The 517-nt window shown below is 39.5% G+C and carries 1 protein-coding gene; it reads left to right on the top strand.

Going from position 1 to position 517, the window contains the following annotated elements:
* Positions 1–75: 75 nt before the first annotated feature.
* The gene (locus PL85_RS18675; protein WP_094167963.1) at positions 76–492 is read left to right on the top strand and encodes a GFA family protein; all 417 of its coding nucleotides are present in this window, start codon (positions 76–78) and stop codon (positions 490–492) included.
* Positions 493–517 lie beyond the last annotated feature (25 nt).

The raw sequence follows: 517 nt of genomic DNA, 5'->3' as shown, positions 1-517 counted from the left end.
TTTTTTGAGTTCGGCGGTGCGTTGTCAACCCCTTAGCCGGGCGTTATATGTTTCATCAATTTAGGAGTTATCTCAATGTCTTATGCTGAGGCTAATTGTCTTTGTGGCGCGGTAAAAATTACGGCTGAAAACGTTAATCCTAAGTTTACTGTCTGCCATTGCCAATCATGCAGAACTTGGGGTGGAGCACCATTCTTTGCTGTGAAATGTGGCACTCAAGTAAAGATCGAAGGTGATGATAAGGTTAAAATATACAAATCATCTTCTTGGGCTTCTCGTGGTTTCTGCTCTGAATGTGGAACTCATCTGTTTTACAAATTTAAAGAAACTGGTGAGTACAATATGCCAGTGGGTTTATTTCCAAACTTAAAAGACTTGGAAATGGACATGCAGTATTTTAGTGATATGCGCCCAAGTTATTACTGTTTTGCTAATGAAACCAAAGAAATGACCACAGAAGAAATCATGGCTTACTTCGCAGATAAGGTGTAAGCAAACATATAACAAACGGCTCAAG

Source organism: Vibrio anguillarum (genome assembly GCF_001989995.2).
In the GTDB taxonomy this organism is placed as follows: Bacteria; Pseudomonadota; Gammaproteobacteria; order Enterobacterales; family Vibrionaceae; genus Vibrio; species Vibrio anguillarum.
The sequence above is the reverse complement of the archived record's forward strand: the minus strand, read 5'-3'. Positions and strand labels throughout refer to the sequence as shown.

What these genes read in the sequence shown, in the direction of transcription:
- PL85_RS18675 (WP_094167963.1), top strand. Translation starts at nt 76, where the DNA reads ATGTCTTATGCTGAGGCTAATTGTCTTTGTGGCGCGGTAAAAATTACG.